Genomic DNA, 24,621 nt, shown 5'->3' with positions numbered 1-24,621 from the left:
CCCGAGCCCTCGACACCCTGGAGGACGAAGATGTCTGCCGAGAACCCGGACCTCGAGATCGCCCAGGCGGCGACGCTGCTGCCCATCACCGAGATCGCCGAGCGGGCCGGCATCCCCGCCGAGGCGCTGGTGCCCTACGGAACGAACAAGGCCAAGGTCGACGTGCGCAGGATGACGCCGACGGGCACGACGGGGAGGCTCGTGCTGGTCTCGGCGATGTCCCCGACCCCGGCCGGCGAGGGGAAGTCGACCACCACCGTGGGTCTCGCCGACGCCTTCTCCCTGCAGGGTCACCGCACCATGGTCGCCCTGCGCGAGCCGGCGCTCGGCCCGATCATGGGCATCAAGGGCGGCGCGACCGGCGGAGGCCACGCCCAGGTGGTGCCGATGGAGGACATCAACCTCCACTTCACCGGTGACTTCCACGCCATCCAGATCGCCAACAACACCCTCGCCGCCCTCGTCGACAACCACCTCCAGCAGGGCAACGCCCTGAACATCGATCCCCGCCGGATCCAGTGGAAGCGGGTCGTGGACGTCAACGACCGGGCGCTGCGGCAGATCACCATCGGGCTGGGCGGCCCCACACAGGGCGTGCCCCGCGAGGACGGCTTCGACATCGTGGTCGCCTCGGAGATCATGGCGGTGCTGTGCCTGGCCTCGGATCTGGAGGACCTCGCCGCCCGCATCGACCGGATCGTGGTGGGCTTCACCGACGACCGCACGCCCGTGAGCGTCGCCGATCTCGGCGTGGGCGGCGCCATCACCCTGCTGCTCAAGGACGCCCTGCTGCCGAACCTGGTCCAGACCCTCGGCGGGACCCCGGCGCTCGTGCACGGCGGCCCCTTCGCGAACATCGCCCACGGCTGCAACTCCCTCGCGGCGACGCGGCTCGCGCTGTCCCTGGCGGACATCACCGTCACCGAGGCCGGCTTCGGATCCGACCTCGGGGCCGAGAAGTTCCTCGACATCAAGTCACGCCTCGGCGGCCTCTCCCCCGACGCCGGCGTGGTGGTCGCGACCGTCCGGGCCCTGAAGATGCACGGTGGGGTCGCCAAGGGCGACCTGGCCGAGGAGAACATCGACGCGGCCCTCGCGGGTACCGCGAACCTCGCCCGGCACGTCCAGAACATGCGCAAGTTCGGGATCGAGCCCGTCATCGCGCTGAACCGCTTCCCCACCGACACCGAGGCGGAGCTCGAGGCCGTGCTCGCGTGGGCTGGCGAGCAGGGGTTCCGCGCCGCGCTCTCGGAGGTCTGGGCCAAGGGCGGTGAGGGCGGCCTGGCCGTCGCCGAGCAGGTCCTCGCCGCGATCGAGCAGGACGAGCCGGACTTCCACCACCTCTACGACCCCGCTGACGGGGTCGAGGAGACGCTGCGCACCCTGGCCCGCGAGATCTACGGCGCCGACGACGTGGTCTTCGAGGACCGCGCCCCGGCCCAGCTGCGGATGCTGAAGCGCAACGGCTGGGACACCCTGCCGGTGTGCGTCGCCAAGACCCAGTACTCCTTCTCCGACGACCCCACCGCGCTGGGGGCACCGACCGGGCACGTGCTGCACGTGCGGGACCTGGTGCCGAAGATCGGCGCCGGCTTCGTGGTGGCGCTGACCGGCGCGATCATGACCATGCCCGGCCTGCCCAAGGAGCCGGCGGCGCTGCGGATGGGCGTCACCGACGAGGGCGAGGCGATCGGTCTGTTCTGACCGGACCCGGCGCGGGGCGCTCGCAGCCGATCACAGCGCAGGGCGCGCCCGGCCGGTCCCGGCGCGTCGCACGACCGGCCACTCCCGGCGCGGGGCGCCCGGCTCAGTCCCGGCGCCGCGCGCCCGGCTCAGTCCCGGCGCGGGGCGCGCTCGGCGACCTGCTCGGCCTCGAGCTCGGTCTCGTCGTCCAGGTCGATGTCGATGACTTCCTCGTCCTCGACCTCGGCGGCGCCGCCCTCCGGCTCCTCCCAGTTCGGATCGGTCAGCGGCTCCGTGGTCAGGGTGACCACGTTCTCCGGGAACCGGTCGTGGTCGCCGTCGGCCATGCCCTCGTGGTCGTCGCCGCTCTCGTCGACGAACCCGTCCTCGTCGTCATCGTCGTCATCGGTGTCCGCGAGGCGCGGGGTGAGCTCGTCGATCGCGTAGTCGCCGCCGCGCACGAAGCCGCGGCGGAAGGCGGCACGGCCCACCATCACGCTGGCCGCCGGCACGGTGAGCATCTGCGCGAGCAGGACCACCAGCAGGAAGGCGGCCAGGGACCAGGAGCGCGCCGCGAGCGAGGCCCCGGCGAACACCAGGATGAGGCCCAGCACCTGCGGCTTGGAGGCGGCGTGGATGCGCATCAGCACGCCGTCGAATCGGTTCAGGCCGATGGCGGCGACGACGCCCAGCAGCAGTCCGCCGCCGATCAGCACGGCGGAGATGATCTCGAGGACGGTCATCGTGTCCCTCCTGTCGGCTCGTCCGGCCAGCGGGAGCGGCCCTCGTCCCCGAAGCCCCGGGATCCGAACCCGTCGGAGCCGAAGCCGTCGGACTCGAGCCCGTCGGCCCCGTCCCGGCTCCCGGCGGCTCCCTCGGCCCGTGCCTGCGCCTGAGCGACCCGCTTCTCCTCGGACAGGGGCTCCCCGGGATGATCGGGGTCCTCGGGCGGATCGTCGGCGCCCAGCTCCGGATGCAGCGAGGGATCCAGCGCCGGGTCCTGGCCCGCGTCCTCCGGGAGCGGACCGAAGGCGTTGTCGGACTCGTCCCCCGCTGCGGGAGCCGCGACCGGATCGGGGTGGATCGCCTCGTGGCCCGAGGTGTCGGTGACCGGCTCGGCGGGATGGCTGCCGAGGGTCCCCTGACGGGGGTCCTCGCGCGCCACGAAGCGCGCGAAGGTGACGGTACCGATGAACGCCAGGCCCGTCAGGCCCAGCATCGCCGGGCCAGCCCAGGTCGCACCGGACTGCGCGACGTACAGCGCCATGCCCATCACCACCAGGGTGACCAGCGAGTCGCTCGCCAGGGCCCGGTCCAGGATCGTGGGGCCCACGATCATCCGGTACACCACGGCCAGCGAGGCGGCGGCGAGGATCGCGGCGAAGACCATCAGGACGATCTCGAAGGTGCTCATCGCAGACCCGCCTCCTCGAGGACCTCGCGGCGCCCGACGGCCCACAGCAGCCGCGCCTCCTGCGCCAGGACGTCCGCCCGGGCCCGCTCCACCGCCTCGGGGGTGCCGGCGTTGAAGGTGTGCAGGAAGAGCGTGCCGGTCGCGCGCTGGGCCTCGACCACCACGGACCCCGGGATCAGGGTGCACAGCACCCCGGTGAAGGTGAGGAAGAAGTCCGAGCGGGAGGCCATGGTCACGGCGATCACGGAGCTCGGCGGCTGGGGCCCCGGGCGCAGCGCGAAGTACCCCACCTGGATGGCGGAGACCACGCAGTCGGCGAGGAAGCGCAGCACGAACAGGGTGAAGCGCACGGGCCGCAGGGTCAGCTCGCGGCCCGTGGGCGGCATCGGGAACAGGACGAACACGCCGAGGGCCACCACGAGGCCGCCGAGCACGTTCTTGAGGTCGATCCCGCCCCACAGCAGGCACCACAGCGCGACCGAGATCAGCATCCACATCCAGGAATGCCGCAGGTCGCCGAGGCGTCGACTGATCATCGCTCGACCTCCTGTCCGTCGCCGTCCAGGCGATTGCCCTGGTCGTCGATCCGGTACTCGAGGTGCTGCGCGGCCTCGTCGCCGAGCACTGCGCTGACGTACGGGACGCGCTCGAGCACGGAGCTGGCCGCCTCGTCCGCGTAGTTCATCAGGGGGCCGGCGAACACGGTGAGCGCCAGGGAGAACACGATCATCGCGGCGGTCGCCCCGCCCATCACCCGCGGCAGCGGCACGTCGCGGGCGATCATGTCCTCGCTGGGCTCCTGCCAGAAGGCGCGGTTCCAGATCTTCGCGATCGCGTACAGGGTCAGCAGGCTGGTGAGGACGCTGATGGCGATGAGGATCCAGCCGGAGGTGCTGTCATAGGCGATGCCGGCCTCGATCAGCCCCACCTTGCCGATGAATCCGGAGAACGGCGGGATGCCGGCGAGGTTCATGGCCGGGATGAAGAACAGCACCGCGATCACCGGGGCGAGCTTCTGCAGCCCTCCGAGCTTGATGAGGTTCGTGGTGCCGCCGCGGTGCTCGATCAGACCGGCGCCGAGGAACAGCGTGGACTGCACGGTGATGTGGTGGGCGACGTAGTAGATCGTCGCCGCCATGCCCATCTGCGTGGTCATCCCGATGCCGAAGAGCATGTACCCCATATGGGAGACCAGGGTGAAGGACAGCACGCGCTTGAGGTCCGTCTGCGCGACGGCGCCGAAGATGCCGATGATCAGGCTCAGCGCCGCGGCCGCCAGGAGCAGGTTCGAGATCTGCGAGGCGGGGAACAGCAGGGTCTCCAGGCGCAGGATCGCGTAGATGCCGACCTTGGTGAGCAGGCCCGCGAAGACCGCGGTCACGGGCGCCGGGGCCGTCGGGTAGGAGTCCGGCAGCCATGCGCTCAGCGGGAAGATCGCGGCCTTGATGGCGAAGGCCACCAGCAGCATCAGCTCCAGGATCATCCGGGTGCCGGGCTCCAGCCCGTCCAGCCGCACGGCCATCTCGGCCAGGTTCACGGTGCCGACGGCGGAGTACACCGCGGCCACCGCCGCCAGGAAGATCACCGAGCTCAGCAGCGAGACGATGACATAGGTCGTGGCGGCGCGCACCCGCGAGGCGGAGCCGCCCAGGGTGAGCAGCACGTAGCTCGCCGCCAGCAGCACCTCGAAGCCGACGTAGAGGTTGAACAGGTCGCCGGCGAGGAACGCCATCGACACCCCGGCCACCAGGGCCAGATAGGTGGGGTGGTAGATCGCCACCGGGGTGCGCTCGGTGTTCTCGCTGACGGTCTGCGCGCTCGAGTAGACCAGCACCGCGAGGGTGACGACGCTCGAGACCAGCAGCATGAGCGCCGTGAGACGGTCCGCGACCAGCACGATCCCCAGCTGCGGGGTCCAGTTGCCGATCTGGAGGACCAGCACGCCGTGCTGGATGACGTGATAGCCGAGGGTGAGCGCGACCGAGACGATGGCGGCCAGGGTGAGGATCGCGACCCAGAGCTGGAGACGGGCGTAGTGCCGCAGCAGCAGCGTGATGGCGGCGCCGCCCAGCGGCAGCATGACCGGCAGGGCGAGGAGGAGTTCGATGCTCATTCCTCACCCGGCCCTTCGTCTCGCTCGTGGTCGCTCTCGTGGTCGATCTCGGTCGCGGGCCCGGTGCCCGGTGCCCCGGCCGCCCGGGGAGCGGCCTCGGGATCCGGGCCGTCCAGGTGCGAGGTCGTGGCGTCCTCGTGGCCGTCGGGCGGGACCTCGCGCCGCGAGCCGCCGCGCGCCTCCCTCTTCGCCGCCCGCCGACGCGATCCGCGCGACGGGAGGGGCTCGTAGCCCTCGTCGGCCTCGGTGGCGTCCTGGGGGACGTCCTCGGCGCTGGTGAGGTCCGCGCCCAGCGGGTCCTCGTCCTCGGGCCGGTACATCCCCTGCGAGTGCGCGAGCGCGCCGCGCCGCGACTCCTCGGTGAGGGCCTGCGACCAGGGCAGGTCGTCGACCTCCTCCGACCGCCGGCGCCGCCGGCGCAGGACCCGGCGGTCCTCGACGTCGTCGGGGACCTCGTCGTGGCCGAAGAGCTGCCAGGCCCGGTAGGCCAGCGCGAGGCCGAAGGCGGTGATGCCCAGGGAGATCACGATCGCGGTGAGCACCATCGCGAAGGGCAGCGGGTCCGTCATCTGCTCCGGGTCCGCGCTGCCCTCGAAGGGTGGCAGCCCGGGCTTCCCGGCGGCGATGATGAACAGCAGGTTCACACCGTTGCCCAGCAGCACGAAGCCGAGCACGATGCGGCTCAGGGTGCGCTCGAGCACGAGGTAGACGCCGCAGGCGACGAGCACCCCGGCGGTCAGGAGCAGGGCGAGGCTAACGGGCATCGGTCTCCGCCTCCTGCTGCTGGTCGATCTGCGATCCGAGGGAGCGCAGGAAGTCGAGCATCACGCCGAGCACCACCAGGTAGACGCCGATGTCGAAGATGAGCGCGCTGGGGAAGTGCAGCTCGCCCAGCAGCGGCACGTGCACGACGGGCGTGGCGGTGGCGAAGACGTTCCCGCCCATGAGCACCGGGAGCACCCCGGCCAGCACGGCGAGGGCCATGCCGGCGCCGAGCACCAGGCCGGCCTGCACGGGTGCCGCCTCGCTCAGCTCGTAGCGGCCGCCGGCGATGTAGCGCAGCGCCAGGGCGAGACCGGCGACCAGCCCGCCGGCGAAGCCGCCGCCGGGCAGGTTGTGCCCGGCCATCAGCAGGTAGATCGAGAACATCATCATCATCGGGAAGGCGATGCGGGTGATGACCTCGAGGATCACCATGCGCCGCTCGGGGGCGAGGGTCAGCCCGGCCGAGAGCCAGGTGCGCCAGCGGTTGCCGCCGGCGGCGTCGTCGGGGCGGGCGTCGAAGTCCAGGGCGTTCTGCGGCAGCTCCGCGTCCACCCGGCGACGCCAGATGGAGGTCTTGGACTGGAGGTCGCGCACGCGGGCGATCGGACGCTCGCGCCGGGTGACGAAGACGAGGGAGGCGACTCCGGTGGCGACCACCAGGAGCACGCCGATCTCGCCCATCGTGTCCCAGACGCGGGCGTCGACCAGGGTCACGTTGACGACGTTGTGCCCGCCGCCGATCGTGTAGGCCGGCTCGATGAGTCCGGGTCCGAGCGCCTCGCGGTAGCGGGCGTCCGCCGCGTACAGCGTCCCGCCGCAGAGCACCACGGCGGTCGAGATCGCGATCCCCCAGCGCCCCCAGGCGCCGATCCGCAGCGGACGACGGGAGAAGTGGATCGGCAGGCGCCGCAGCACGAGCACCAGGACCACGGTCATCGCGGTCTCGACCAGCACCTGGGTGATGGCCACGTCCGGAGCGCCCGCGACCAGGAACAGCAGGGCTGCGCAGTACCCGGTAACAGTGATCAGGAAGACCGCGCGCAGCCGACGGCGGGAGCGCGCGGCACCGAGGGCGGCGAGCGCGGCGATCGGCAGCACGATCAGCTCGACCGGATGCTGGAAGAGCACCAGGTTGTCCGGCAGCGGCGACTGGGTCAGCGCGACCGGCACCACCAGGGCGATCAGCACCACGAGCATCGTGCCCAGGGTGTAGGGCAGGGAGCCCCGCTGGAAGAACGAGGTCGCCACGATCGAGAGCGCGTCGGTGGCGCGCAGGATCCGGCGGAAGCCGCGCTCGGCGTCGAAGGCCTCGGCCAGGCCGCCCTCGGCCCAGGACTGCGGGGAGACCTTCTTCTGGAACGCGGCGACGGGGCGGGCGAGCACGCTCACCACGATGCCGAGCCCGAGGGTGAGGGCGGAGGCCAGAAGCGGCACCCCGACATGCGGGACCACGGCGAGGTGCACCCCCTCGCCGGTCTCCGGGAGCATCGAGGAGTACGCGCGCAGGATCTCCTCCAGCGGGCCGACCACCACGCACAGGACGATCGAGAGCGCGGCCACCGCGGCCGGCGGCAGCCAGTACAGGACCGGGATCCGTGGCGTCGCGACCCGCGGGGCGCCCGGTGCGGCGCCGAAGGCTCCGTGGACGAAGCGCCACGAGTAGGCGACGGTGAGGATCGACCCGGCGATCAGGGCGATCAGGAGCAGGCGCTGCCAGCCTCCGGCGGTCCACAGCGCGGTGTAGATCGCCTCCTTCGCGACGAAGCCGTACAGCGGCGGGACGGCGGCCATCGACGCCGCCGAGACGATGCCGATCACGGCGACGACGGGGGCGGCCCGCCATACGCCGGAGAGCACCCGCAGGTCACGGGTGCCGAACTTCTTGTCGATGATGCCCACGACCATGAACAGCGGCGCCTTGAAGACAGCGTGGGCGATGAGCATCGCGAGCGCCACCAGCACCGCGTCGTGGGTGGCGATCGCGGCGACCGCCGCGAGGAATCCCAGCTGGGAGACGGTGCCGTAGGCGAGCAGGAGCTTGATGTCCGTCTGCCGCAGGGCGCGCCAGCCGCCCACCAGCATCGTGGCCGCGCCCACCGCCGCCAGGACGATCGAGACGACCTCGAGGTGGGTCAGCGCCGGCGCGACGCGCAGGATCAGGTAGATGCCTGCCTTCACCATCGCCGCGGCGTGCAGGTACGCGGAGACCGGGGTGGGCGCGGCCATCGCCCCGGGGAGCCAGAAGTGGGTGGGCACCAGCGCGGACTTGCTCGTCGCGCCCACCAGGATCAGCACCATCGCGGTGACGAGGAAGGGCCCCGCCTGCTCCCACATGGGATCGGCCACGATGACCGAGAGCCGCATCGACCCGGCGGGCAGCGCGAGCATCAGCAGACCCACCAGCATCGCCAGACCGCCGGCGGTGGTGGAGATCAGCGCGTTCAGCGCCGCACGTCGCGAGGCCTGCTTGTCCTGGTAGTGGCCCACCAGGAGGTAGGAGAAGATCGTGGTGAGCTCCCAGAAGGTGTAGAGCATCATCACGTCGTCGGAGAGCACCAGGCCCACCATCGCCCCGGCGAAGGCGGTCAGCAGCGCGGCGAAGCGGCCCAGCCCGGGCTCGGTGTCCTTGAAGTACCGCGCGCAGTACAGCAGCACGATCGCCCCGATGCCGGTGGCGATCAGCGCCAGGACCCAGCTCAGGGTGTCCAGGCGGAACGCGAGGTCGATGCCGAAGGCGGGGATCCAGGGAAGGACCGCCTCGCGCGGATGCTCGGCGAGGGCCACCGGGTCCAGCGTCGCCAGCCACACCGCGGAGGCACCCGGCACCGCGGCCAGCGGGTAGAAGGCGTTGCGGCCGATCCGCCGCACCAGGAGGGGTCCCACGAGCGCCGCCACCATGTGGGCGAGCAGCATCGTGAACACAGGTTCTCCGTCCGGGCGGGGGGAGGAAAGGGACCAGCACCATCCTACGGGAGGCGGATTCCGCTTCCTGGACACGCGTGGGGTTCCTCCCACCTCCCGGACCGTCCCTCCGCCGCCCGGCGTCTCCGTAGAGTGTGCCCATGGCCAGCATCCCGGACTCCGCGGCGCCCCGAGCCGCCGCGCGTCGCCCGCGTCCGCCCGTCGTCCCCTTCTCCCTGTGGGACGGAGGGATGTCCGCCTTCAGCTCGGTCATCCTCACCTTCGTCTTCGCGACCTACGTCGCCAGCGCGGTCGCCTCCGAGGGCGCCGTGGGCGACGAGGCCGTCAAGGCGGCGCAGGACCACGGATCCCAGGTCCTCACCACCTGGCAGGCGGTCGGCGCGGTGGCGATCGCGCTGCTGGCTCCCCTGCTGGGCAACCTCGCGGACCGGGGCGGCGCCCGCAACACCCTGCTGCGGGTCACCACCCTCGCCACGGTGGTCACCGTCGCGCTGATGCCGATGGTGGCCCTCGACGCCGACTACCTGACGCTGGGGGCGGCGCTGATCGCTCTGGCCGTGGTGTTCAGCGAGCTCGCCGGGGTGTTCGTGAACTCCGTGCTGCCGGAGATCTCCACCCCGGAGAACCGCGGACGCATCTCCGGCACGGCCTGGGCCGTGGGCTACTGGGGCTCGATCGTGTGCCTGGGACTGGTGCTCGTGCTGTTCGTGATGCCCGGCACCGGGCTGCTCGGCATCACCGGGGAGAACGGCTGGAACTACCGCGCGATCCCCCTGTTCGTCGCGCTGTGGATCCTGGTCGGCACTCTGCCGCTCATGCTGCGGGCGCCGAAGCATGCGGCCTCCGCTCCGGGCGAGCGGTGGAACCCCTGGCAGGGCTATGCGCACATCGTGCGCCGCGTGATCCGGGCCTTCCGCGAGGAGCCGGTCATGCTGCAGTACCTGGTGGCCTCCGCGATCTACCGCGACGGGCTCGGCGCCGTCTTCTCCATCGCCGGCGTCCTGGCGGCCAACGCCTACGGCTTCTCGACGGTGGAGATCATCATCTTCGGGATCGCCGCGAACCTCGTGGCCGGGATCGGCGTCTTCCTCGGCGGCCGGGTCGACGACCGCGTCGGGCCGCGCCCCGTGATCATCGCCGGCTGCATCGGGATCATCGTGCTGGGCCTGGTCGTGCTGTTCCTTGCGTCGTCCGCCGTGTTCTGGGTCGCGGGCCTGTCGATCTGCCTGTTCGTGGGCCCTGTGCAGTCCGCCTCGCGGAACCTGCTCACCCGCCTGTCCCAGCCGGGCCGGGAGACGGAGAACTTCGGCCTCTACGCCACCACCGGGCGGGCGCTGGGCTTCCTGGGCACCGCCGCCTTCGCCGCGACCGTGGCGATCTCCGGCGACACCCGCACCGGCATCCTCGGGATCGTGCTGGTGATGGCGGTGGGCCTTATCGCGTTCCTGCCGATCCGGCTCGGCGCCGCGGGGCGCGCGAGCAGCGCCGCCTGATTCCGGCTCAGGCGAGGTCGTTCGGATCGACCAGGAAGCCCTCGAGGTCCACGACGTAGCCGCCGACGGTCTCCACGAGCAGGCCCGCGATCTGACCGATCCGCCGGTAGGCGACCTGCCAGCGCTCGGCGGTCTCCGCATCCGGGCTCTCGACCTCGTCGGACTCCGGGTCCGCGGGGAGGTGCACGAGCGCGTAGTCGACCGCGTCGTCGAGCCAGCCCAGGGCCTGCAGTGCCGCAGGGCGGGCTGTGCGGCCCACCCGCAGCGAGATCTCCTCGCCGTCCGCGAGCGGGAGGGTGACGCTGTATCCGATGCGGGGCGCTCCATCGGGGACCTGGTCGAGCTCGGCCTCGGGCTCGATCGGCCCCAGCAGCTCGGCGAGCGACTCCGGGGCCAGCGCGTGCGGGCTGACCACGGTCAGGTCGCGCACGTGGAAGGGGTGCGGCTCGAGGCGGGCGCCGCCGTCGGTGACCACCGCCCCGCCGAGCCGACGGGCCAGCGACCACGCGAGGTCCAGCCCCTGCCGCTCGAGGCCGAGGGGCATCCCCTCCGGGAAGGCTCGGCCGTAGCCGTGGGAGTCCTCCATCCCCTCGGGCAGGGGGTCCTCGCGCACCTGCGGGGTGCCCAGGGTCCAGCGACCGGCGCCGCGCGGCGAGCGGTCCGGGGTCAGCGTCTGGCCGTCCCCGAGCGTGATCGTGCCGTCCTCCGCCTCGCTCGCCTCGGGGCGCACGTTGCGCACCATGCTCAGCACGGCGGCGGGATCGGTGTCCCGCGGCAGCTGCAGCCGGTGCGCGGTGCCGGTCTCCTCGACGGCCGACGGGCCGAGCTGCGCGGTCACGGCTGCTCCTCCACAGGGATCAGGGTGCGATGGAAGTTCTGGGCGGAGCGGGAGGGGGTCGGTCCCCGCTGGCCGTAGTAGCGGTTGAGGTTCCCGGCGCTTCCGTAGGGGCGCTCGGAGGCGCTCGAGAGCCGGAAGAAGCACAGCTGCCCGATCTTCATGCCCGGCCACAGGGCCACCGGCAGGGTCGCCATGTTCGAGAGCTCGAGGGTGATGTGGCCCTGGAATCCCGGATCGATGAAGCCCGCGGTGGAGTGGGTCAGCAGCCCGAGGCGGCCCAGCGAGCTCTTTCCCTCGAGCCGGGCGGCGACGTCGTCCGGGAGGGTGATCTGCTCGTAGGTCGAGGCGAGCACGAACTCTCCCGGGTGGAGCATGTACGGCTCATCCGGTGCGACGGCGACCTCGCGGGTGAGGTCGGGCTGCTCGAGCGAGGGGTCGATCAGAGCATGCTTGTGGTTGTCGAAGAGCCGGAAGTACCGGTCGATCCGCACGTCGACGGAGGCGGGCTGGACCATCTCGGCATCGAAGGGGTCCAGCCGCACCCGTCCGAGCTCGATCTCGTTCCGGATGTCATGATCGCTGAGAAGCACGGCGCCCAGACTAGTCTCCCGGCCCGTCGAAGGGCACTCCGTCCCATCCGCTCGGCCTCCCCGGCCGTTGCCGGACCTCCGTCGCGGGCTCGCACGCCCTCCCCCGCCGGGGCCGTCCCCGCGAGGCCGGACCGCGCCTGAGCTGGGCGGCGAGGCCGGTTCGCACAGCACCGCCGTCTCGGGGTATGCTGTTCCGCGTTGCTCGAGCGGCACCGATCCCCCGGGATCCGGAGCCGGATGAGCCGCCTTCGCGGGTGTAGTTCAATGGTAGAACTTCAGCTTCCCAAGCTGATAGCGCGGGTTCGATTCCCGTCACCCGCTCTCCGAGACGCCGGTCCCTGATCAGGGGCCGGCGTTCTGCATTCCCGGCGGCGCGAGGGCCCTCCCTGCCTCCCCGGCACCAGGGTTATGTCGGTCTTCGCGGAAGTGTAAGAATGCGGCCATGCCCAAGATCATCGGAGGATCCCTCGAGGAGCATCGGGAGCGCACGCGCGAGAAGATCTTCGCCGCGCTCGCCGAGATCCTGGAGACCCAGGAGTTCGAGTCGGTCACCTTCTCACGGATCGCCGCGGCGGCGGGGGTGGGACGGACGGCGATGTACAACCACTTCCCCGACCGCGAGAGCCTCCTGGTCGAGTACGCGATCCACGAGACCACGGACTACATCGAGCAGCTGAAGGCCGGGGTCAGCGACTCCGCCACCCCGCGCGACGCCGCGATCGCCTACGTGCACACCCAGCTCGACCTCAACGTCTCCTTCCATGTCCCGCAGACCTCGGGCGGCGCCACCCTCTCCCCGGAGACCGCGGCCCGGATGCGCGAGCACGTGGTGCTCATCGAGGACGTGCTGCGCACGATCGTCCGCGACGGCGTCGCCGACGGCGACTTCGCCCCCGATCTCGACATCGACTCCACGGTGCGGATCATCAACGGCCTGCTGGTGGGCTCCTCGGCCAAGCGGTACTCCCGCACGGCCCTCGAGGCCTTCGTGCTGCGGGGCCTCGGCGCCGCGGACTGACCCCGCCGACGCCCCCACGAACCACGGAGCGCCCCGTCCCCCTGCGCGAGCAGGAAGGACGGGGCGCTCGTCATGTCGGGGCGGTCCGACGGGGCGCTCGTCGGGTCAGGCCGACGGATCCTCGTCGTCGTCCTTCGCGGAGCCGGTCCCGGGCTCCGCGGCACGGCGCCCCTTCCGCTTCCGGCGCTTCGAGGTCGTCGTCACCGGAACCTGCTCGACGTGCTCGTCGTCGGACTCCCAGTCCATCGCCGCGAGATCGTCGGCCGATCCGTCCGTGGCGCGGCTGAACAGCGGCGTGGAGATCTCCCCCTCGCCGTCCTCGAGATCCACCTCGGGGGCGGTCGCGGCGACCACCCAGCAGGCGAGGACGATGACCAGGGCCACCACTGCGATGCCCCAGCGCAGGAAGCTGCTGGTGCCGTCGGTGTTCATGCCCACCACGGCGCTGATGGACAGCGCGGCGAGCAGGCTCGTGGTGAGCGCCAGGGGCAGCGCGACCGCACCGACCGTCGATCGCAGCACGCCAGTCAGGACGGCGCCGCCGAGCGCGCCGGAGTGGCCCCAGGAGCCGCGGCCGCCGTACCGGCCCGAGCCGATCACGGCCGACGCGTTCCCGAGCGCGGAGCCGGCTCCGAGCGTCCACAGGCCCATGCCCGCGGCGGTGAGCACCACGCCGAGGACCAGACCGGGCAGCGCTCCCGGCCCGATCCCGAACCCTGCCACCACCGGCATCAGCACGGCCAGCACCAGCGGGGGCACGGCGGCACGGCGCACCGTGTCGGTCAGGTCGCCGAGGTCGGCACGGGCACGCCCCTCCAGCAGGGAGGCGCGGGTCTCCACGACCGCGCTCGCCCCGAGACGGCGCGCGCCGTCCAGCAGGGAGGAGGTCACCAGCAGCACGGCGAGCACGCCGAGCCCGGCCCCGCCGAGCAGGGTGAGGGAGCTCGGGGTGATCGCGTGCAGCGCACGGTCCTCCCAGACGGTGCCGGCGCGGGGAGCGAGCTGGAGGGCGCTGACCACGGGGCCCAGGGCGCCGAGCGCGGCGAGCGTCCCGGCCATCAGCAGCACGGCGCGGGGGCCCGTGCCGGAGCCCGCGGTGGCGGTGCGGAGCGAGGCCTCGGTGTCCGGACGGTCGGTGACGGTGCTGGCCAGCAGGGAGCCGGCGTGCGCCGCCACCACGATCAGCGCGCCGATCCCGGCGTGGACCAGCAGCACGAGGGCCAGGCCCGGCACGCCGGCGGCGAGCACCGAGACGACGACGAGGACCAGCACCAGCAGCGCCACGGCTCCGGCGGCGGTGAGGGCCGTGGCCCCCAGGCCCGCTGTGATCCCGAGCGCCCCGCCGGTGCGGGCGGTGCGGGCGGTGCGCAGCACCGTGCCGCCGAGCCGGTTCCCGGTGCCGCTCAGCAGCAGCACGCCGGCCAGACCGACGAGGACGCCGAGTCCCAGGGCGACCGCGACCACGACGTTCGGGGTGATCGAGTACAGCCCCATCACGTCCAGGAAGGCGCCGGCGTACTGGGACTCGTCGGTCGCGGAGACCCACTGGCCCATGTCCGAGAGCGCCGTCTCGATCTGCGGCTCGAGCTGCTCGCGCGGGGTCGGGGTGCCGCCGGTGATGGCGGGGTCGGTGAAGTTCGCCAGGCCCACGTCCTCGAAGCGGAGGTTCTTGTACTGGGACGGGATCCACAGGGCGGCGGCCGCGACGGCCCCGGCCCCGCCGAGCACCGAGGGGATCAGCCCGCCCAGGCGCAGGGCGCCGCGCTCATGACCTGCCGTGCCCACATGGGGCACCACGGCGGCCACGGCGGCGGCGAGCATCGCCGTGCCGAGGCCCAGGAGCACCACGATGAAGCCCTCGGCGGCCAGGACCGGCACGCCGAGCAGCACGCCGAAGGCGGCGACGGCGGTGGCGACGGCGACCAGGTCGGAGCTCAGGGCCCCGCCGCGGGAGGCCATGCGGGCGCTGCGCTGGTGCGGCCCGCCGAGGTTCGCCGGGTCGTCGGACTCCAGCTCGTGCTCGTCGGTGCCCACCAGGAACGCGGCCGAGGAGGCCGCGGTGTCGACGGGGGCGGCGCAGATCCGGATCGCGAGCGCCGAGATCGCGGCGCCGCCCGCCAGGGCGACCAGCGCCGGGCCCGACGAGGCCTGCAGGAACCAGATGATGATGGCGATGGGCAGCACGGCGAGGGCGAGGGCACCGGTGACGGTGAGCGCCCCCAGCCGGGAGATCATCGCCGGGCGACGATCGAGATCCAGCCCCAGCGACGCGAGCTGGACGGCGATCCCGCGCCAGGCGGCGAGCGGCCCGAGCGCCAGGCCCGCCAGCAGCAGTCCCGAGCGCAGCAGGCGGTCGTCGGTGCTGCCGGGTGCCAGGTAGAGCAGCACCGCGAGCGGCAGGCCCACCCACAGCAGGATCGAGCCGGCCGAGAGCAGCTGCCCGCCGAGGCGGCGGCCGAGCTCGTCGTCGACCTCCTCGCTGTCCTCGTCGCGCCGCATCCGGCTGGGGACGACGGCGCCGACGACCAGGGCCGCGACGGCGAGGACGCCGAGAGCGATCAGGGTCCAGGCGAGATCGTCGCCCAGGGGGAATTGCGTGATCAGATCCACGTGAGAGCTTCCGACGACGGGGCTCGGCGGGCCGAGCTGGAGGACACAGCGGAGCAGGGCTCCGGCGTCCGAGGGTAACCGAGCAGGGTGATCGCTGCGCTCAGCGACTCAGGCGAGCAGGGAGAGATCGAGATGGGTGGGCGCGCCCTCGACGATCCGGATCGGCACGCCCCAGTCCTGCTGATGCATGTGGCAGGCGGGGAACTCGACCGTCGGATCCGCATCGCAGGAGGCGGCGCGAGCGCTGACGTGCAGCACGCCCTCGGTGTAGGCCGGGTCCAGCTCGAGCGTGCGCTCCAGGTCGGTGTCCACCCCGGCGCCGGAGGTCAGCATCGAGGAGGGGGTGGTCGAGATCGTGACCTGGGTGGAGGGGCCCAGCGAGTCGTCGAGCTTGTGCCCGGCCGGCGGGGTGAACAGCACCCGCACGGTCAGCGGACCGGGGCCGACCTCGGTGACCGGTCGCTCGGAGCGCTGCGCGCCCTTGTCGATCAGGCGCTCGGCGGCCTTGGCGACCGGGACCCAGGTGATGCGGTGCATGCCGGACTCGACGACGATCAGCTGGCCGATGCCGTCCACCGGCGGGCCGACGATCGCGTCGGAGGGCTCCTTGAGATCGGTGGCGACGGTGACGACATGGGCCTCGCCGGCGGTCGCAGGCGCCGCGGCGGTCTCCCCGTCCGAGGTGGCGGCGACGCCCGACAGGTCGGCGAGGGAGACGACGCCGGGCAGGGCGCTGATGGCGCCGGTGGCGGTGCCCTCCCCCTCGGCCGGCGCCTCCTCGATGATCCGGATCGCGCCGTTGTAGGTGTCGCTGACGGCGATGCGGCCGTCGGGCAGGGCGGTGACGGCCAGAGGGTGCTGGAGCCGGGCGACGTCCGCCGGGCCGTCCACGTGGCCGAAGTCGAAGAGCCCCTTGCCGACCAGCGTGCTGACCTGCATGGTCCGCGGGTCCAGGACGCGCACGGCGGAGGTCTCGGAGTCCGCGATCACGATGCGGCCGTCGGGCAGCTCGTCGAGCCCCGAGGGCTGCGCCCACCAGGAGGTGACGGCGGGACCATCGACCAGACCCTCCTGGGTGGTGCCGGCGAGCACCATGATCGCGCCGGTGACGGGGTCGAAGGTCCACAGCTGGTGGATGCCCGCCATCGCGATCACAGCACGGCCCAGCACGTGCGACCAGGTGAGGTCCCACGGGGTGGACAGGGAGTAGGTGCGGGCGTCGCCCTCGCCGCGGGGCAGGGCATCGCCCTGCATCCACTGCTCGCCCGTCCCGGCGAGCGTGGTCACCTCGGTCGCGGTGCGGGAGCGCAGCAGGCGGTCCTGGCCCACCTTCACCCCGCGCAGGCGGTGGCTGGCGGTATCGGCGACGAGCAGGTCGAACCCGACCTCCTCGGCGACCTCGGCCGGCAGGGCGAGCACACCGTTGGGCTCGGCGAACTGCGCGGTCTCCTCGTCGCCGTCGGCGTGCCCGCGCAGGCCGGTGCCGATGATCGCGTCGACGGTGACGCCGTCGTTCTGGAAGACGACCAGGCGGTGCTGGCCGGCGTCGGAGACCACCAGGCGGCCGTCGGGCAGCAGGGCGAGCTTCGAGGGGAAGCGGAGGGTCTGGGGCGTGCGCTCGGTGAGCACGGTGGGGGCGGGGCCGCGGCGCAGCGAGCCGTCGGCCTCGCCCTCGGCGACCAGCTCGGAGACCAGCTGGTCGAGGTTCGCGGCATGCCCCTCGCCGGAGAGGTTCCCGGCGATGCGGCCGTGGGTGTCCAGCACCATCAGGGTGGGCCAGGCGCGGGCGCCGTAGGCGGTCCAGGTCTCGAGCTCGGGATCGTCGATCACCGGGTGGGAGACCTCGTAGCGCTCGATGTTCGCGGCGAGGGCCTCGGGGTCCTTCTCGAACTCGAACTTCGGGGAGTGGACGCCGACGACGACCAGCTCATCGGCCCACTTCTCCTCGAGGGGTCGCAGCTCGTCGAGGACGTGCAGGCAGTTCACGCAGCAGAAGGTCCAGAAGTCCAGCAGGACGATCTTCCCGCGCAGCGACTCGAGGTCGAGCTCGGCGCCGCCGGTGTTCAGCCAGCCGCGGCCGCGCAGGGCGGTGCCGTGCGCGCGGGCGGTCAGGGGCGTGGACGGGTCCGACGAAGCGTTCATGGGGTCCAGTGAACACCGGATCGACGCCGCGTGGCGAACCGGGGTGACATGGATGGACATCCTGGGGCCGAGACGCAGGTGAGCGCGTCGAGGCTTCTCACCAGCTCGCGATCCACGCCTGCAGATCGGGGTCCGTCAGGGAGGTGAGGGCGAGGTCCGCCGGCGGCGCCTCGTGCCCGCCGGTGGGGACCGCGATCAGCCGCAGCCCGGCGTCCCGGGCGGCCTGGGCCCCGGTCCCGGAGTCCTCGAGGGCGAGCACCTGGGAGGGCTCGGCGCCGAGCGCCCGGGCGGCGGCGGCGTACATGTCGGGGGCCGGCTTGGGGTTCTCCACGGTGTCGGAGGCCTCGAGCACCGTGAAGTGCTCGAGGAACCCGCCGAGGCGCAGCTTGTCCTGGAGCGACTCGAGCCAGGAGTTCGAGGCGCAGCCCAGCGGCACCTTCGCTCCGGCCAGGCGCAGGATCTCGCCGGCGCCGGGGAGGGTGCGGATGCCGGCGGCGAGCTCGCGATCGAACTCGCGGTGAAGGTCCTCGCGGACCACCTGCTCGTCGTGCCCGGAGCGGCGGGCGATGAGCTCGGAGGCGACCTCGAGGGTCGAGCCGTGCAGCAGCGCGTGGTCCCCCTCCTCGAGCACGGCGCCGTGCGCGGCGACCACCCTGTCCTCGGCGAGCTGCCAGACGGACTCGGTGTCCAGCAGCAGCCCGTCGCAGTCGAAGACCACGGCCCGCGGGGTCCAGTCGCCGAAGGCCTCGGCGAAACGGGCGGGGATCGGCGCGGCGGCCCCGACCGGGCGGGGGTCGGTGCTCATCGGCGCGCCTCCCAGCCGGCGATCCAGTCGGTCAGCACCGGGTCGGCGAGGGAATCGAGGCGGCGGGGCGCGACCGGCTCCTGACCGGGGATCGAGGGCACCGCGATCAGCTGCAGCCCGGCGGCCCGGGCGGCGTCGGCCCCGGTCTCGGAGTCCTCGAAGCCGAGGCAGTCCGCGGGATCCGCACCGAGCGCCCGCGCCGCGGCGAGGTACATGTCCGGGGCGGGCTTGGGCCGCTCGACGTCCTCGATGGCGATCGAGGCGTCGAGGACGTCGGCGATGCCGAGGCCGGCCAGCTTCGTGTCGAGCATGTCCCGCGGGGAGTTCGAGGCGACCGCGACGGGGCGCACGGCGGCCATGGCGCGCAGCGCCTCGATCGCCCCGGGCAGCGGGGTGAGCGTCTCGCCGATGTGCGCGCGATGCTCCTGGAGCAGCTCCTCCCCCACCACGTGGGGATCCTTGCCGACGGCCTCGGCGAGGGTGACGATGACCAGCTCGGCGGCGCTCCCCGTCAGGGTGCGGCGGGTGGCCGGATCCAGCGCCGTCCCGTGGCGCGCGAGGTAGGCGTCCTGCAGGATCACCCATTGACCCTCGGTGTCCACCAGCAGCCCGTCGCAGTCGAAGATCACCGCGGCCGGGGTCCAGCGCGGGGGCCACTGCTCCAGCGGGGACGCGTCGGGAGCGGCGAGGTCGGCAGGGAGGGTGCTCATGCCGTCCAGCGTATCGACCCTCCCTGCACGTGGCCTCAGGCGATCGCCTCGAACCCCTTGTCGAGGTCGGCGAGGATGTCGTCGATGTGCTCGAGGCCGACGGACAGCCGCACGAAGCCCGGCTCGACGCCCGCCGTGCGCTGCTCCTCCTCGCTGAGCTGCGAGTGGGTGGTGGAGGCGGGATGGATGACGAGACTGCGCACATCGCCCACGTTCGCGACGTTCGAGTGCAGCTCCAGCGCATCGACGAAGGCAATCCCGGCGTCGTGCCCGCCCTCGAGGACGAAGCCCAGCACCGCGCCGGACCCGCGCGGCAGGTACTTCTGCGCACGCTCGTAGTAGGGCGAGGAGGGCAGGCCCGCGTAGGCGACGGAGACGACGCCCGCGCGGCCCTCGAGGTGCTCGGCGACCGTGCGCGCGTTCTCCACGTGGCGCTCGATGCGCAGCGGGAGGGTCTCCACGCCCTGCGCGATGAGGAAGGCGTTGTGCGGGGAGATCGCGGGGCCGAGGTCGCGCAGCAGCGCCACCCGGGCGCGGATCGCGTACGGCGGCAGGGTCGGGGCCAGGGAGCTGTAGACCAGGCCGTGGTACGACGGGTCCGGCTCGTTGAACAGGGGGAAGCGCTCGGGCTCGGCGCTGAAGTCGAAGCGGCCGGCGTCGATGATCGCGCCGCCGATCGCGGTGCCGTGGCCGCCGAGGAACTTGGTGGCCGAGTGGACCACCACGTCGGCGCCGTGCTCGATCGGGCGCAGCAGGTACGGGGTGGGGATCGTGTTGTCCACGATCAGCGGGACCCCGGCCTCGTGCGCGATCGCGGAGACGCCCTCGATGTCGAGCACGTCCTGGCGCGGGTTGGGGACCGTCTCGGCGAAGAACGCCTTGGTGGTGGGGGTGACGGCGGCGCGCCAGGAGTCCAGCGAGTCGGGGTCCTCCACCCAGCTGGTCGTGATCCCGAGGCGGGAGAGGGTGTTCTTCAGCAGGTTGTAGCTGCCGCCGTACAGGCTCGGGGAGGCCACGATCGTGTCGCCCGCCTGGGCGACGTTGAGGATCGACAGCGTGATCGCGCTCTGCCCGGAGGCGACCAGCAGCGCGGCGACGCCGCCCTCGAGCGCGGCGAGGCGGTTCTCGACCACCTCGGTGGTGGGGTTGTTCAGCCGGGTGTAGATCGGGCCCAGCTCGGCCAGCGCGAAGCGGTCCGCGGCGGACTTCGCGCTGGGGAACACGAAGCTCGTGGTCTGGTGGATCGGCAGGGCGCGGGACCCGGTCGTCGGGTCGGGCACCTGACCGGCGTGGATCGCGAGGGTCTCGAACTTCGGGCTCTGCTCGGTCATGGGGGCTCCTCCTGAGGCGGGTGTCGAGCACAGCCTCACCCGACGCCCGCCGCCCGACCGAGAACTGTGAACGTCGATGAACGCCCCGGCGCGGCTCAGCCCCCGATCTCGAGCACCTCGCCCTCCCAGCGGCTGCGCAGCCACCGGTCGTGTGAGGCGATCAGCACGGTCCCCTCCCACTGCGCGAGCGCGGCCTCCAGCCTGGTCGCGGTGACCAGGGCGAGGTGGTTGGTGGGCTCGTCGAGCACGAGCAGCTCGGGCGGGTCCAGCAGCACCGCGGCGAGCATCACGCGGCGCAGCTGGCCGCGGGAGAGGAGCTCGAGGGGGCGCCCGAGATCGCGCGGATGGACCAGGCCGAACAGCTCCGGCACGGCGTCCTCCTCGCCGGGCGCGAACCCGGCGGCGGCGCGCAGGTGCGCTCCGACCGTGCGGCCGGGTATCGCCTGGTCGTCCTGGCCGAGATGGCCGATCCGCAGCCCGCGGGGCCGGTCCACGGTGCCCGAGGTGGGCCCCAGACGGCCCGCGATGGTCTCGAGCAGGGTCGACTTCCCGCTGCCGTTGGCGCCGGTGATCAGCAGACGCTCACCGGCGGAGAGGCTGAAGGAGGTCGGGGCGAGCCGGCCTTCGACCGCGACCTCGCTGAGGGCGAGCTGCACCCCGCCGCGGCTCCCGCCGGGCGCAGCGGGCAGGTGCGTCAGGTGCAGCTCCGCCGGCGGCTTGCGCACCTGGTCCTGCTCGAGCTGGGCCAGGCGGGCCCGCGACTCGCGCAGACGGCGCGAGACCACCGTGGCATTGCGGTCCGCGTAGAACTTCTTGGAGGCCCGCGCCTCGGTGCGCGGGGCCGCGCCCTCATGGCCGACGGTCGCCGAGTCCTCGACCGCCCGGCGCAGCACCTTCAGCTCCTCCTGCTCGGTGCGGAACCGGTGCTCCCAGCGGTCCCGGGCGTCGAAGCGCGCCTCGAGGTAGTCGCTGAAGCCGCCGGTGTACGCGGTGAGGCCGCCGGGCTCGGCGGCCGCGGGCGACTCCGCGGGGTCGAGGTCGAGCTGGGCGAGCGTGGCGTCGTCCAGGAAGGCGCGGTCGTGGCTGGCGATCAGCACCGGGCCGGGGTGCGCGGCGATCGCGGAGGCGAGATAGGCGGCGCCGTCGTCGTCGAGATGGTTGGTGGGCTCGTCCAGCAGCCAGCTGGTGGGGCGGGCGATGAGCAGATGCGCGAGGGCGAGCCGCTCGCGCTGCCCGCCGCTGATCCGGCCGAGCGCCGTGGCGGGATCCACCGCGCCGAGGCCCAGGCCCATGAGGACCTCCTCGGCACGGCGCTCGGCGTTCCACACGTCGGCGAGTGTCGCCTCGGCGAGCAGTGCGTCGTAGCGGCGCACCGCCTCCTTGCCCAGGGATACGTCGTCCTGCTCGGAGTGAGGATCCGGATCGGCGAGCGCCTCGCCGGCGGCGATCAGCTCGCGCTCGAGGCGTCGGGCGCGCTCGAGGGCGTCGGCGAGGACGTCCTGGAGGGTCGCGGTGGCGGCGAAGGGGAGCTCCTGGTGGAGGACCCCGACGGGGCCGGGGACCCGTGAGTCCCCGGCCTCGGGCGGCAGCTGTCCGGCGAGGATCCGCAGCAGCGTGGACTTGCCGCTGCCGTTCTCGCCGAGCAGTCCGGTGGGTCGACCGGCGGGCACCACGAGGCTCACGTCGGTGAGCACCTGGCGATCGGGGTAGGAGAAGGAGATGCCCTCGGCCCACAGGTGCAGCGAGGGATCGCCGGGGCCGGACGGGACGCCCACCGAGGTGGCGGGCAGGGGGAGAGAGGGGTGCGCGGGCATGGATCAGCTCCTCGACGCGGAGGGACGACGGACGACGGGGCTGATCACAGGCGCATGCCTCCACCGTAGGGGCACGCCGCGCGGTGGGCCAGGTATTTTCGGGCCGGGCTCCGTCGGCCGCCCGCCCGGGTGCTGTCAGCCCTCGGCGAGCGCCGCGACCGCGGAGCGGATCCCGGCCGGGTCGCCGAGTCGTGCGGCGTCGCGGGGGAACCGCTCGAGCACGCCGCGGGCCGTCTCGACCTCCGCGCCGGAGAGCAGAGCCACCAGGGCCAGGCGCACGCTGCCGCCCGCCGCCTCGAGCACGCTCGCCGCATCCAGCGGGTCGGCGCCGCTGGCCTGCACGAGCATGCGCACGGTGCGGGCCACGAGCTTCGCGTTGGTGGGGCGCACATCGATCATGAGGTTCCCGAAGGTGGTGCCGAGGCGCACCATCGTCGCGGTGGACAGGGCGTTCAGCGTCAGCTTCTGCGCGGTCCCGGCCTTCATGCGGGTGGAGCCGGTGACCACCTCGGGGCCCACGTCGAGCAGGATCGCGTGGTCGGCGAGCGGCGCCAGCGAGGCCTGCGGGTTCGCGGAGATGAGCGCGGTGGGCATCCCCGCCGACCGCGCCTCCTCGAGCGCCCCGCCCACGAAGGGGGTGCGACCGCTCGCGGCCAGGCCGATGACGACGTCCCCGGGGCGGCACTCGGTGCGGACCAGCTCGGCCCCGGCCGCGGCGGAGTCCTCGGCGCCCTCGACGGCGGTGAGGAAGGCTCCCGCACCGCCGGCCAGGTGCGCGGAGACCATGGAGGGGTCGGCGTTGAAGGTGGGGGCGAGCTCGACCGCGTCGAGCACGGCGAGGCGACCGGAGGTGCCCGCGCCGAGGTAGTGGACGGTGCCGCCGGCGGAGATCGCGCTCACGCACACCTCGACCAGGGCGGCGATCTCCCCGGCGCATGCCTGGACCGCAGCGGCGACCGTGGCGTCCTCCCCGAGGATCGTGTCGACCATCCCGCGGGCGTCGAGGGTGTCCAGCTCGGTGCTGGCGGGGTTGCGCTCCTCCGTCGGCGAGGCGAGATCGACCAGCCGGACATCGAGGGGAGCCTCGTCCCGCGGGGGGTTGCTCACGTCGGACTCCTGGGGGTCGGGGGCGGAGATCGGTGGCCGGCGATCTCCCGGACCCGTGGTCCGGGCGGTGCTCGCCGACGGAGACCCAGCGTACCGAGGGTTGCGCTCCTGCATGCGGCCTACCATGAGGTTCTCATCCACGAGGAGGGACCACATGGTCGACGCAGCCGCCACCGGACCGGCGGGCACCGGGGGCATGACGGGTCCGGGAGGACCGGCCGGCGCGGGGGCGTCGCCGCTCCTGGTCATCGCCGGCGACATCGGGGGGACCAGCTCCCGCCTGGTGGTCGCCCCGCTCGACGGAGCGGTGGTGGCCGAGGTCCAGGGGCCGGGTGCCAACCTGCGCTCCTCGGGCGCCGATGCCCTCGACCGGCTCGTCGACACGATGCGCGCAGCGCTCGAGCAGGCCCGTGCCGTGCTCGAGGGGCGGGGCGACGTGGCCGCCGTGGCCCTCGGGATCTCGGGTGCTGGTCCGGCCCGCGCCGGCGAGGTGCGCCGCGCCATGGTCGAGCGCCTCGCCGCCCTGGACATCGCCGAGGACCGCATCCTGATCACCGATGACCTGCTCACGGCCTTCCTCGCGGGGGGCGTGGGCGACGACGGCCTGCTGGTGCTCGCGGGCACCGGCGCGGTCGCGGTGCGCTTCCGCGACCGGGAGGCCGTGGCCCGTCGGGACGGCATGGGCTGGCTGCTGGGCGACATCGGCTCCGCGGTCTGGCTGGGCCGACGCACCCTCGAGGCCGTCGCCGCCGATCTGGACGGGCGCGGTCCGCGCACTGAGCTCACGCAGGAGGTGGGCGAGATGCTCGACCTGGACTTGCGGGAGGGGCTGCTGCCGCCCTCGAGCACCGGGGACGTGCGCCAGGACCTCATCCGGGCGCTCGACGAGCAGCTCCCCGCCGGCGCCCCCGCAGCGCTGGGCCGCTTCGCCCCGCTGCCGGGGCGGATCCCCGGGGATCCCGTGGCCCGCGCGATCCTGGACACGGCGATCGGCCACGCGCTCGACACCGTCGAGGCGCTGGATCCCGGCGCCGAGCTGCCCGTGGTGCTGGCCGGATCCGTGCTCACCGGCGACGGACCGATCAGGGACGAGCTCGCGGAGGCCCTGGGCTCCGCGGGGAGGTCCTTCCGCGCCGCCCCCACCGGACTGCCGGGCGCCCTGCTCCTGGCCCGCGAGCACGTCGGGCCCGCGACCGTCTGAGCGCCTCCCACGCGCCCGCCCCCGCCCGAAGGGCGTCCCGGGGCGGGCACGACGATTAGGATGGC

Annotated in this window: 19 protein-coding genes and 1 tRNA gene; 5 read left to right on the top strand and 15 right to left on the bottom strand. The window is 73.1% G+C overall.

The genetic code is table 11. From position 1 onward, the window contains the following. The first annotated feature begins 30 nt into the window (after nucleotides 1–30). Entirely contained in the window at nucleotides 31–1,704 is a 1,674-nt protein-coding gene (locus CFK41_RS03835) for a formate--tetrahydrofolate ligase (RefSeq protein WP_096798482.1), read from the top strand. 128 nt (nucleotides 1,705–1,832) lie between these two features. On the opposite strand, the gene CFK41_RS03830 is transcribed toward CFK41_RS03835, so the two are convergent. Genes CFK41_RS03830 through CFK41_RS03805 form a run of 6 tightly spaced genes read right to left on the bottom strand, consistent with a single transcriptional unit; the run spans nucleotide 1,833 to nucleotide 8,888 of the window. Beyond that, complete coding sequence (locus CFK41_RS03830) at nucleotides 1,833–2,426, bottom strand: cation:proton antiporter (RefSeq protein ID WP_096798481.1); 594 nt, start codon at nucleotides 2,424–2,426, stop codon at nucleotides 1,833–1,835. Beyond that, nucleotides 2,423–3,097: a monovalent cation/H+ antiporter complex subunit F gene (locus tag CFK41_RS17710; RefSeq protein ID WP_151904666.1), complete on the bottom strand. Its 675-nt coding sequence runs from the start codon at nucleotides 3,095–3,097 to the stop codon at nucleotides 2,423–2,425. The genes CFK41_RS03830 and CFK41_RS17710 overlap by 4 nt, the downstream gene beginning before the upstream one ends. Next, nucleotides 3,094–3,633: a Na+/H+ antiporter subunit E gene (locus tag CFK41_RS03820; protein WP_096798480.1), complete on the bottom strand. Its 540-nt coding sequence runs from the start codon at nucleotides 3,631–3,633 to the stop codon at nucleotides 3,094–3,096. The genes CFK41_RS17710 and CFK41_RS03820 overlap by 4 nt, the downstream gene beginning before the upstream one ends. Beyond that, entirely contained in the window at nucleotides 3,630–5,210 is a 1,581-nt protein-coding gene (locus tag CFK41_RS03815) for a Na+/H+ antiporter subunit D (RefSeq protein WP_096798479.1), read from the bottom strand. Before CFK41_RS03815 ends, CFK41_RS03820 begins: the two co-directional genes overlap by 4 nt. Then, complete coding sequence (locus CFK41_RS03810; protein WP_096798478.1) at nucleotides 5,207–5,974, bottom strand: Na(+)/H(+) antiporter subunit C; 768 nt, start codon at nucleotides 5,972–5,974, stop codon at nucleotides 5,207–5,209. The genes CFK41_RS03815 and CFK41_RS03810 overlap by 4 nt, the downstream gene beginning before the upstream one ends. Then, a complete protein-coding gene (locus tag CFK41_RS03805) occupies nucleotides 5,964–8,888 on the bottom strand; it encodes a Na+/H+ antiporter subunit A (RefSeq protein WP_096800925.1) in 2,925 nt (974 codons plus the stop codon). Before CFK41_RS03805 ends, CFK41_RS03810 begins: the two co-directional genes overlap by 11 nt. A gap of 149 nt (nucleotides 8,889–9,037) precedes the next feature. Here CFK41_RS03805 and CFK41_RS03800 point away from each other — a divergent pair, with 149 nt between their 5' ends. Further along, nucleotides 9,038–10,390, top strand: coding sequence for an MFS transporter (locus CFK41_RS03800; protein WP_096798477.1), 1,353 nt, complete (start codon nucleotides 9,038–9,040; stop codon nucleotides 10,388–10,390). A 7-nt stretch (nucleotides 10,391–10,397) separates the two neighbouring features. Here the strand turns inward: CFK41_RS03800 and CFK41_RS03795 are convergent, their stop codons facing one another. Both CFK41_RS03795 and dcd read right to left on the bottom strand, forming a co-directional pair. Beyond that, nucleotides 10,398–11,228, bottom strand: coding sequence for a hypothetical protein (locus CFK41_RS03795; RefSeq protein ID WP_096798476.1), 831 nt, complete (start codon nucleotides 11,226–11,228; stop codon nucleotides 10,398–10,400). Further along, nucleotides 11,225–11,818 (bottom strand): dCTP deaminase, encoded by a 594-nt coding sequence (gene dcd, locus CFK41_RS03790; protein ID WP_096798475.1) that lies wholly within the window; start codon nucleotides 11,816–11,818, stop codon nucleotides 11,225–11,227. The genes CFK41_RS03795 and dcd overlap by 4 nt, the downstream gene beginning before the upstream one ends. Nucleotides 11,819–12,068: 250 nt before the next feature. On the opposite strand from dcd, the gene CFK41_RS03785 reads away from it, so the two are divergent. After that, nucleotides 12,069–12,139: transfer RNA gene (locus CFK41_RS03785), tRNA-Gly, on the top strand. A gap of 121 nt (nucleotides 12,140–12,260) precedes the next feature. Continuing rightward, on the top strand, nucleotides 12,261–12,836 hold the full coding sequence (locus CFK41_RS03780; protein ID WP_096798474.1) for a TetR/AcrR family transcriptional regulator: 576 nt from the start codon (nucleotides 12,261–12,263) through the stop codon (nucleotides 12,834–12,836). Nucleotides 12,837–12,941: 105 nt separating this feature from the next. Here CFK41_RS03780 and CFK41_RS03775 read toward each other — a convergent pair whose 3' ends face one another. The 7 genes from CFK41_RS03775 to CFK41_RS03745 form a co-directional block, all read right to left on the bottom strand. Next, on the bottom strand, nucleotides 12,942–15,446 hold the full coding sequence (locus CFK41_RS03775) for a sodium/proton-translocating pyrophosphatase (RefSeq protein ID WP_096798473.1): 2,505 nt from the start codon (nucleotides 15,444–15,446) through the stop codon (nucleotides 12,942–12,944). 108 nt (nucleotides 15,447–15,554) lie between these two features. Next, nucleotides 15,555–17,588: a thioredoxin-like domain-containing protein gene (locus CFK41_RS03770; RefSeq protein WP_096798472.1), complete on the bottom strand. Its 2,034-nt coding sequence runs from the start codon at nucleotides 17,586–17,588 to the stop codon at nucleotides 15,555–15,557. Nucleotides 17,589–17,685: 97 nt separating this feature from the next. After that, nucleotides 17,686–18,393: an HAD family hydrolase gene (locus CFK41_RS03765; protein WP_096798471.1), complete on the bottom strand. Its 708-nt coding sequence runs from the start codon at nucleotides 18,391–18,393 to the stop codon at nucleotides 17,686–17,688. Next, the gene (locus tag CFK41_RS03760; protein WP_096798470.1) at nucleotides 18,390–19,103 is read right to left on the bottom strand and encodes an HAD family hydrolase; all 714 of its coding nucleotides are present in this window, start codon (nucleotides 19,101–19,103) and stop codon (nucleotides 18,390–18,392) included. Before CFK41_RS03760 ends, CFK41_RS03765 begins: the two co-directional genes overlap by 4 nt. Before the next feature lie 35 nt (nucleotides 19,104–19,138). Further along, complete coding sequence (locus CFK41_RS03755; RefSeq protein WP_096798469.1) at nucleotides 19,139–20,434, bottom strand: bifunctional o-acetylhomoserine/o-acetylserine sulfhydrylase; 1,296 nt, start codon at nucleotides 20,432–20,434, stop codon at nucleotides 19,139–19,141. A gap of 95 nt (nucleotides 20,435–20,529) precedes the next feature. Continuing rightward, nucleotides 20,530–22,248 (bottom strand): ABC-F family ATP-binding cassette domain-containing protein, encoded by a 1,719-nt coding sequence (locus tag CFK41_RS03750; protein WP_096798468.1) that lies wholly within the window; start codon nucleotides 22,246–22,248, stop codon nucleotides 20,530–20,532. A 135-nt stretch (nucleotides 22,249–22,383) separates the two neighbouring features. Further along, nucleotides 22,384–23,355 carry an N-acetylmuramic acid 6-phosphate etherase gene (locus tag CFK41_RS03745; RefSeq protein WP_096798467.1) on the bottom strand — a complete coding sequence of 324 codons (972 nt, stop codon included), beginning with the start codon at nucleotides 23,353–23,355 and terminating at the stop codon, nucleotides 22,384–22,386. A gap of 154 nt (nucleotides 23,356–23,509) precedes the next feature. Here CFK41_RS03745 and CFK41_RS03740 point away from each other — a divergent pair, with 154 nt between their 5' ends. Beyond that, nucleotides 23,510–24,556: an N-acetylglucosamine kinase gene (locus tag CFK41_RS03740; RefSeq protein ID WP_227873196.1), complete on the top strand. Its 1,047-nt coding sequence runs from the start codon at nucleotides 23,510–23,512 to the stop codon at nucleotides 24,554–24,556. Nucleotides 24,557–24,621: the final 65 nt, after the last annotated feature.

It is taken from the genome of Brachybacterium ginsengisoli (assembly GCF_002407065.1).
GTDB lineage: Bacteria > Actinomycetota > Actinomycetes > Actinomycetales > Dermabacteraceae > Brachybacterium > Brachybacterium ginsengisoli.
Note: the sequence above shows the minus strand (reverse complement) of the source record. Positions and strands in the feature narration are given on the sequence as shown.